The 7,906-nt window shown below is 65.6% G+C and carries 7 protein-coding genes; 4 read left to right on the plus strand and 3 right to left on the minus strand.

The annotated features are described in order from the left end of the window. From AC07O4_RS28040 to pmbA, 3 genes are all read right to left on the minus strand, one after another. Entirely contained in the window at nt 1–1,272 is a 1,272-nt protein-coding gene (locus tag AC07O4_RS28040) for an ABC transporter substrate-binding protein (protein ID WP_495260256.1), read from the minus strand. 174 nt (nt 1,273–1,446) lie between these two features. After that, nucleotides 1,447–2,391 (minus strand): helix-turn-helix domain-containing protein, encoded by a 945-nt coding sequence (locus AC07O4_RS28045; RefSeq protein ID WP_070063149.1) that lies wholly within the window; start codon nt 2,389–2,391, stop codon nt 1,447–1,449. 66 nt (nt 2,392–2,457) lie between these two features. Further along, nucleotides 2,458–3,828: a metalloprotease PmbA gene (gene pmbA / locus AC07O4_RS28050; RefSeq protein WP_062476484.1), complete on the minus strand. Its 1,371-nt coding sequence runs from the start codon at nt 3,826–3,828 to the stop codon at nt 2,458–2,460. Nucleotides 3,829–3,926: 98 nt separating this feature from the next. On the opposite strand from pmbA, the gene yjgA reads away from it, so the two are divergent. The 4 genes from yjgA (at nt 3,927) to AC07O4_RS28070 (ending at nt 7,853) form a co-directional block, all read left to right on the plus strand. Further along, on the plus strand, nt 3,927–4,586 hold the full coding sequence (gene yjgA / locus AC07O4_RS28055) for a ribosome biogenesis factor YjgA (RefSeq protein WP_062476481.1): 660 nt from the start codon (nt 3,927–3,929) through the stop codon (nt 4,584–4,586). Further along, nucleotides 4,583–5,179: a molybdopterin adenylyltransferase gene (gene mog, locus AC07O4_RS28060; protein ID WP_307588967.1), complete on the plus strand. Its 597-nt coding sequence runs from the start codon at nt 4,583–4,585 to the stop codon at nt 5,177–5,179. Before yjgA ends, mog begins: the two co-directional genes overlap by 4 nt. A gap of 327 nt (nt 5,180–5,506) precedes the next feature. Further along, a complete protein-coding gene (locus AC07O4_RS28065; protein WP_495306241.1) occupies nt 5,507–6,676 on the plus strand; it encodes an Ig-like domain-containing protein in 1,170 nt (389 codons plus the stop codon). Next, entirely contained in the window at nt 6,582–7,853 is a 1,272-nt protein-coding gene (locus AC07O4_RS28070) for an Ig-like domain-containing protein (protein ID WP_495306242.1), read from the plus strand. Before AC07O4_RS28065 ends, AC07O4_RS28070 begins: the two co-directional genes overlap by 95 nt. Nucleotides 7,854–7,906: the final 53 nt, after the last annotated feature.

Genomic DNA, 7,906 nt, shown 5'->3' on the forward strand with positions numbered 1-7,906 from the left:
TCACTTCTTGCGACGCGCGATCAGCTGCTTGGCGTAGGCGTCGAGTTCGTCGAGCCCGCCCTGGATATCGGTGCGCGAGCCGGTGATCAGCTCTTCCAGAATGATCCCCCAGCGGTCGCCCAGGTCAGGCCAGGCCGGGTCTTGCCAGAAGTTCACGGCCGTGACCTTGCCGGTGTCGGCCAGCGCCTTGCCCAAGTCGGCGCCGTAGCGCTTGGCGAACTCGGGGCTGCCGAGCACGCTGGTGCGGTTGAGTTCGCCGAACTGGCCTTGCGCCAGGCGGCGCTGTTCGTTCTCCTTGGAGGTGGCCCACGCGATGAACAGGCCCGCGCACTTCTTCGCCTCTTCGGTCTTGTTGGCGCGCGCGCCGATGGCCAGGCCGTGGCCGTAGCCGCCGCCGGTGAGCGGCGCGGGCGGCACGGCGTAGGCGATCTTGCCGACCACGGTCGACATCTTCGGGTCGAGCGCGTTGCCCGCCAGCGGCGTCGATTCGACCAGGATCGCGACCTTGCCGGCCAGGAAGGCGCCGGTGGATTCGTCCCATCCGCCCGTCTTGGTGCCGGGCGCGGAGTACTTGAAGAGATCGAGGTAGGTCTGGGTCGCCTTCACGGCGGCGGGCGAGTTGAAGACCGGCTTGTCGCCGTCGAACCACTGGCCGCCGTAGCCGCGGAAGAACGGCATCCAGCGCCACACGTTGGCGCCCGAGCCGCGCTGGCCGCGCAGCGCCACGCCGTAGACGCCGTTGGCCGGGTCGTTGAGCTTCTTCACGGCCGCCACGAACTCGTCGAGCGTGGCCGGCGGCTTGATGCCCGCCTTCTCGAGCAGGTCCTTGCGGTAGACCATGAGGTCGCCGCCGCCGGTGAGGGGCGCGAACCAGGCCTGGCCGGCGAAGGTCGCGACCTTCTGGCGGCCGGCGTCGAAGTCGGCGTAGTCGTAGCTGGCCGGGTAGTACGGCGTGAGCGGCACGATCCACTTCGACTGCACGAACTGCGCGACGTTGGCCTCGTCGACGTAGTACACGTGGTACTTGCCGACCGTGGACGCATCGGCGCGCGACTTGGCGCGGCGGTCGTTCTCGTTGAGGTTGTCGATGCTGAACGAGGCGCCGCTCAGGCGCTTGAACTCGTCCTTGGATTTTTCGAGCAGCGTCAGGCCTTCGCGCGGTTGCGACAGGACGCGCACGTCCTCCTTGCAGACCTGCGCCAGCGCGGCGGGCGCCAGCGTGGCCAGCGCGAGCGCGAGGCCGGCCAGACGGTGGGAATGCGGAATCGGCATGCTTGTCTCCTTCGTTGTTCGTGCAAATTGCCGGCGAAATGCCGGCAAATGCAACGAGACGAAGGTTAGGAGGCCGATCCGAAGGGCCTCCTACATGCCCACCGGGCACCTGATACTTTGCTGCCAAGCCGTCTCGGGGTTTAGCCCGAGAGGCAAGTACGTATCAGTCGGCAATCAGGCGGCGAGTGGCGTGTGCTGCGCGCTGCGCAGGCCGAAACGCTCCTGCGCCTGCTGCCGGTAGGCCGAGGGCGTCATGCCCTTGAGCTGCAGGAAGCGGCGATTGAAGTTCGCGAGGTTCGAGAAACCGACCTCGTAGCAGATGTCGCTCACCAGCCGGTCGGACACCTGCAGCATCTCGCAGGCCTTGGTGATGCGCAGCCGCGTGACGAAGTCGGTGAAGGTGCTGCCCATGTGCTTGTGGAAGTAGCGCGAGAAGCTGCTCTCGGCCATGTTGGCGACGCCGCACACGGTGGGCAGCGAGAGCTCTTCGGCCAGGTGCGCGTGCAGGTAGTCGAGCACGCGGCGCATGCGGGTGTTGGCCGTGGGGTCCTCGTCGCTCGGGTCGGCGTTGCTCGAGATCTGGCGCCAGTCGCTCCAGCTCGCGAGCTCGTGCAGCAGGCCGATGAACTCCGACAGCCGCGCCATGCCCTTTTGCTTCTGCACGCGCCCGAAGCGCTCGCGCACGAGGTCGCCGATGCCGAAGAACTCGATGCCCAGCTTGGCGCGGTCGAGCATCGGCAGCACCGTCTCCAGCTCGGGGAACAGGTCGACGCCCTGGCGCAGGGGGGCGTCGCGGAAATGGATCACCATGCTGCGGTCGGCCACGCCCTCGGGCGGCACGTCGTGCGAGATCCAGGTGTGGGGCAGCCGCGCGCCCACCAGGGCGACATAGCCGGGCTCGAAGCGGCCGATGTGGTTGCCGACGAAGGCATCGCCGCTGGTGCGGTTGATGCACTGCAGCTCGTACTCGTCGTGGTAGTGCCAGCAGTCGAAGGGCCAGGGCACGCCGTGCTGCAGGCAGCGCACCGAACTGCTGCCCGCCGGCTCGAAGCCCAGGCGCGGGTCACGCAGCAGTTCGTGTTCGAGGGCCGGCTTGCGTACGGCGCTGTGTTTGCTCATGTCCTGTCCCCCTGTCCTTGAATGGAGGGGTCGTCGAGCCAGCGCCGTTGCGAGCGGCAGGGCCTGTCAGGCGCCCGCCACCTTCATGCGGTTGACCAGGATCGACCCCGTGGTTTTTGCGCCGAAAGTGTAAGCATCTGCGCCAATCGCTTCAATTCCCATCAGCATCTGACGCAAATTGCCGGCAATCGTGATTTCCTGCACCGGATAGGCGATGCGGCCGTTTTCCACCCAGAAACCGCTGGCGCCGCGCGAATAGTCGCCGGTCACGTAGTTCACGCCCTGCCCCATCAGCTCGATCACGAACAGGCCGGTGCCGAGCTTGGCGAGCATGGCGTCCAGGTCGTCGCCGTGCTTCGTGAGGCGCGAGCTCAGCGTCAGGTTGTGCGAGCCGCCGGCGTTGCCGGTGGTCTTCATGCCCAGCTTGCGCGCCGAGTAGGTCGAGAGAAAGTAGCCTTCGAGGCGGCCGGCATCGACCACCTTGCGGGCGCGGGTGATCACGCCTTCGTCGTCGAAGGGCGAGCTGCCCTTGCCGCGCAGCACGTGCGGGTCTTCGGCCACGTCGACGTGCTTGGGCAGCACCGGCTTGCCCAGCGAGTCGAGCAGGAAGGTGCTCTTGCGGTACAGCGCCCCGCCGCTCACGGCCTGCACCAGCCCGCCCAGGAGGCCCACGGCCAGCGGCGACTCGAACAGCACCGGGCATTCGGTGGTCTTGATCTTGCGCGACTTCAGGCGGCTGAGCGCGCGCTCGGCGGCGTAGCGGCCCACGGCCTGCGGGCTGGCCAGTTCGTCGGCCGAGCGCATCGAGCTGTACCAGGCGTCGCGCTGCATGTCGTCGCCCTTGCCGGCGATGGGGGCCACCGAAATCGAGTGCCGCGAGCTGGCGTAGCCGCCGCGAAAGCCGTGCGTGTGGGCGCTGAAGAAGTGGCTCTGCTGCGCCGAGACGCCGGCGCCTTCGCTGTTGGTGATGCGCTTGTCGGTGGAAAGGGCTGCCGCCTCGCATTCGAGGGCCAGCTTGGCGGCCTGCTCGCTCGTCACGTCCCAGGGATGGAACAGGTCGAGCTCGGGCTGCACCTTGGCGATGTCTTCCTCGTCGGGCAGGCCGCTCACCGGGTCTTCGGCCGTGAAGCGGGCAATGTCGTAGGCCGCCTGCACCGTGCGGGCGATGGCCGCCTCGGAAAAGTCGGAGGTGCTGGCGTTGCCGCGGCGGTGGCCCACGTAGACCGTGATGCCCAGCGACTTGTCGCGGTTGCGCTCGACGTTCTCGAGCTCGCCCTTGCGCACCGAGACGCTCAGGCCGCAGCCCTCGGAGGCCTCGGCGCCGGCGTCGGTGGCCCCGAGCTTTTTGGCGTGGGCCAGGGCCGAATCGACCAGGTTTTCGAAGAAGGAGCGGCTGTAGGCGAAGCCGGAATCGGCGCGCGAGGAGGATGTCGTCATGTGGTGGCTATGATACTTGCGCCCCCTGTTTCACGTTTTCCCTTCCGCGCCCCCTGTGCGCGTTGCAGCGCCGCACGGCGCAGCCCAGAATCCACCCCATGTCCCGCAAACCCAAAAAAGGCTATTTCGTCCGTGGCCACTTCGTTGCCGAAGGCAGCGAACTCGACCTGGAGCTCAAGCGCGAGCTCAAGGGCGGCACCGACGAAGCCAGCCGCACCGAACTCAAGCGCGAGAGCGCCGAACTGCAGAAACTGGGCGAAGAATTGCTCACCCTGCGTGCCGGCCTGTTCGACGCCCTCCCGCTGAGCGAGAAACTGGTCGATGCCATCGCCGAGGCGAAACGCATCACCAATTTCGAGGGCAAGCGCCGCCAGATGCAGTTCATCGGCAAGCTCATGCGCGCCCTCGACCCCGAGGTGCTCGAGGCCGTGAAGCAGGCGCTGACCGAGCAGAACACCGTGCCGGCCGCCGAAGCCGCCGCGCTGCACGAGGCCGAGCGCTGGCGCGAACGCCTGATCGCCGACGACGACGCCCTCGGCGGCTGGATCGAAACCCACCCCGCCACCGACTCCCAGCAGCTGCGCGCCCTCGTGCGCCAGGCCCGCAAGGACCTGAAGTCCGGCCCCGCCGGCGAAGCACCGCGCCAGGGCAAGGCCTACCGCGAGATCTTCCAGCTCGTGCGTGCGCAACTCGCGGTGCACGGCGGCGACGATCACGCCGAAGCGGCTGCGGCGCAAGACCGGGAAGAAGACGCATGAGCGACGGCGGCTTCGACGCGGTGCGCATCGGCATCGTCTCCATCAGCGACCGCGCCTCCAGCGGCACCTACGAAGACAAGGGCCTGCCCGCGCTCAAGGACTGGCTGGGCCGCGCGCTGAAGAACCCCCTCGAATTCGAAGCCCGCCTGATCCCCGACGAGGCCGACCGCATCAGCGCCACGCTCATCGAGCTGGTCGATGCCGGCTGCTCGCTGGTGCTCACCACCGGCGGCACCGGCCCCGCGCTGCGCGACGTCACGCCCGAGGCCACGCTGGCCGTGGCCCACAAGGAAATGCCCGGCTTCGGCGAACAGATGCGCCAGATCAGCCTGCGCTTCGTGCCGACCGCCATCCTCTCGCGGCAGGTGGCCGTCATCCGCGACCAGAGCCTCATCATCAACCTGCCGGGCCAGCCCAAGTCGATCGCCGAGACGCTCGAAGGGCTGAAGGACGCCGACGGCACACAGGTCGTGCCCGGCATCTTCGCCGCCGTGCCCTACTGCATCGACCTGATCGGCGGGCCCTACCTCGAGACCGACGACACGGTCTGCAAGGCCTTCCGGCCCAAGTCGGCGATCCGCGCCGCGCGCTGAGCCCCTCCGCCGCCGGTTCTCGCGCGGCGGCTTTCACCGAAGACTTTCTGCTTCGCCGATGCGCGAAGGGCGCGCTCGCGTCCGCATCGCTCGCCCTGGCTTTTATCGGACCCGTCCGATGGTTCCGCTCCCCTGTTCTTCCTAGAGTTCCTGACGCCCGGGCCGCCGGATCGAGCAGCGTGAATTCGCTGCCCGATCCGATCTTTCTTTCCCCTTTCAGAGCACAGGAACTGCATGGCATCCAAAAAGGCAAACGTCTTCATCGACAACAGCCCGAGCATCGATCAGACAGCACGCGCACAGGTCTTCGCACCACAGCCGCCCACCATGGACAGCGTCATCGACGACGCAGGCGACATCATGGGCACCCTCGCCTCCGGCGGCGTCACGGACGACCGCCAACCCGAGTTCCAGGGCCAGGGCACGCCGGGCGACACCATCCTCATCAGGGACCACGGCGTCGAGATCGGCCAGACCGTCGTGGACGAAGACGGCCAATGGGCCTTCACGCCGTCGACCGACATGAGTGAAGGCCACCACGCCATCACCATCGTGGCGCGCGACCCCGCCGGCAACGAGAGCGAACCTTCGGGCCCGTTCAATTTCGAGATCGACGTCACGCCACCCAACGCCAGCAAGCTGTCCATCACCGGCGTCCTCGACACCGCGGGCGGCATCACCGGCAACGTGGCCGCCGGCAAGACCACCGACGACACGCGCCCGTTGCTCACCGGCACGAGCACCGGCCAGCCCGGCCACACCGTCACGGTGATGGTCCGGGACAGCACCGGCACCCATGCGCTGGGCGAAGCCGTCGTCGGCGACAACGGCCAGTGGTCGCTGCAGGTCATCTCGCCACTGGCCGCGGGCCTGAATACCTTCACGCTCGTGGAGAAGGACGCGGCGGGCAACGAGACAGCGCCGACGGGGCGCTACCAGGTGACCATCGACACCAGCAAGCCGGCGCCCCCGGTGATCGAGCACGTCTACGACGACGTGGGCGTGCCCCACATGCTGGCCCCCGGCGAGGTCACCAACGACGCCCGGCCGACCCTGCACGGCACGGCCCAGCCCGGCCATACCGTGACGTTCCACGACGGCACCACCGTCCTGGGCACCACCCAGACCGGCGCCGACGGCACCTGGGCGTTCACGCCCAAAGACAACCTGAGCGAGGGTGCGCACCACATCACCGCCACGGCCACCGGCCCCGTGGGCCAGACCGGCGACGCGAGCAACGGCTGGCACTTCGAGGTCGACACCCTGGCGCCCACGCAGACCCCCACCGTCTCGGGCATCGGCAAGGACAGCGGCATGAACGCCGACGACCACACCACCAACGACGGCAGCGCGGGGCGCCTGATGACGGGCCAGCGATGCCAGCAGCGCCTGGAACTTCGTGGTGGACACGGTGGCGCCAGCACATGGTCAAGCCACGTTGACGGACGATGCCGGCAAGGTGACTGGGCCCATCACCAGCGGTGGCACCACCGATGACAACACACCGACCTTCAGCGGCCAGACCGAACCCCATGCGACCGTGATCGTCTATGACAACGGTGTGGAAATCGACCGCGTGCTCGCCAACGACTCGGGTGAATGGTCGTTCACGCCGAAGGCGCCGCTGGCCGATGGCGCGCACAGCTTCAGCCACGTGGCCGTTGATGCCGCAGGCAACGCGAGCGCGCCCGGCGAGAAGATCGACTTCACCGTCGACACGCATTTGCCAACGGCGCTGGTGACCAGCATCGGCAAGGACAGTGGCTTCAAGAACGACGACTTCCTGACCAATGACGGGAGCGCCGGGCGCCTCATTCGGGGAACCCTGAGCGAGCCGCTGGCGGCTGACCAGACGGTGCAGATTTCTACGGACGGCGGGAACACCTGGTCTGACATCGTGATGCTGGAAGGCGGCAGGTGGTTGTTTGTCGACCCCAACAGCCACACAGCAGATTGGGAAATTCAAACCCGCACAAGCAATTCGAGTGGATTTGAAAGTATTTCGATGCAACCAGTGAAAATCGACTCCATTGCGCCAGAGGCGCCGAGATCGGCCAGCAGAGACGGAGATTCGATCGAAATCGATATCGGCATCGATTCCGGAATCAGAAAAATAGGAGAAAAACTGATTATCGAAATTTCCGGAAAGCAAAAAATCCACCAGCTTACCAGCCAAGATATTGATTCTGGAGTTGTACGCCTTGACAGCTTCGATCAAGGCCATATCGTGCGCACTTTTTTTGTTGATGATGCCGGCAATTCGTCATCGGTCAGAGTTAGCGGATTTTTTGACTCCACCCAAAATTTCGATGACAAGAAAGTCAATATCAATGCTGGAGAGGCATTGGAGTTTGACAACTTTACGGTAAAAAACATTTCCGGCGTTCCAATAGTCAGTGCGCTAGGATTTGGTAGCGCAGGATTGTGGCTCGGACAAGGATTTAGCTCAATTGAAAATATCGTAGCAATGGATCTTAAGTATCCAGTTTCGAGCATTTCTTTTGACTACATTTGGGTAAACGCAAAAAACAGCGTTTCCTTTTTTGATAGCCTTGGTAATTTATTGGGAGAAATAGAGATGCCCCCCATCGGAGGCGGGAGGGGAAATATTCACTATGAAGCGCCAAACGGAACGGAAATTGCGCGCGTCCTGTTGGATTCCGCCGACCTCTGACCCTAGATTTCCATTCAATACTGACCCACCCGCTTTGTGAGCCTGACGGCTTC

It is taken from the genome of Variovorax sp. GW821-FHT09D04 (assembly GCF_059416405.1).

Excerpts from the sequence above, each read along its gene's own strand:
- AC07O4_RS28040 (WP_495260256.1), bottom strand. The coding sequence starts at position 1,272 with ATGCCGATTCCGCATTCCCACCGTCTGGCCGGCCTCGCGCTCGCGCTG.
- AC07O4_RS28045 (WP_070063149.1), bottom strand. The coding sequence starts at position 2,391 with ATGAGCAAACACAGCGCCGTACGCAAGCCGGCCCTCGAACACGAACTG.
- pmbA (WP_062476484.1), bottom strand. The coding sequence starts at position 3,828 with ATGACGACATCCTCCTCGCGCGCCGATTCCGGCTTCGCCTACAGCCGC.
- yjgA (WP_062476481.1), top strand. The coding sequence starts at position 3,927 with ATGTCCCGCAAACCCAAAAAAGGCTATTTCGTCCGTGGCCACTTCGTT.
- mog (WP_307588967.1), top strand. The coding sequence starts at position 4,583 with ATGAGCGACGGCGGCTTCGACGCGGTGCGCATCGGCATCGTCTCCATC.
- AC07O4_RS28065 (WP_495306241.1), top strand. The coding sequence starts at position 5,507 with ATGGACAGCGTCATCGACGACGCAGGCGACATCATGGGCACCCTCGCC.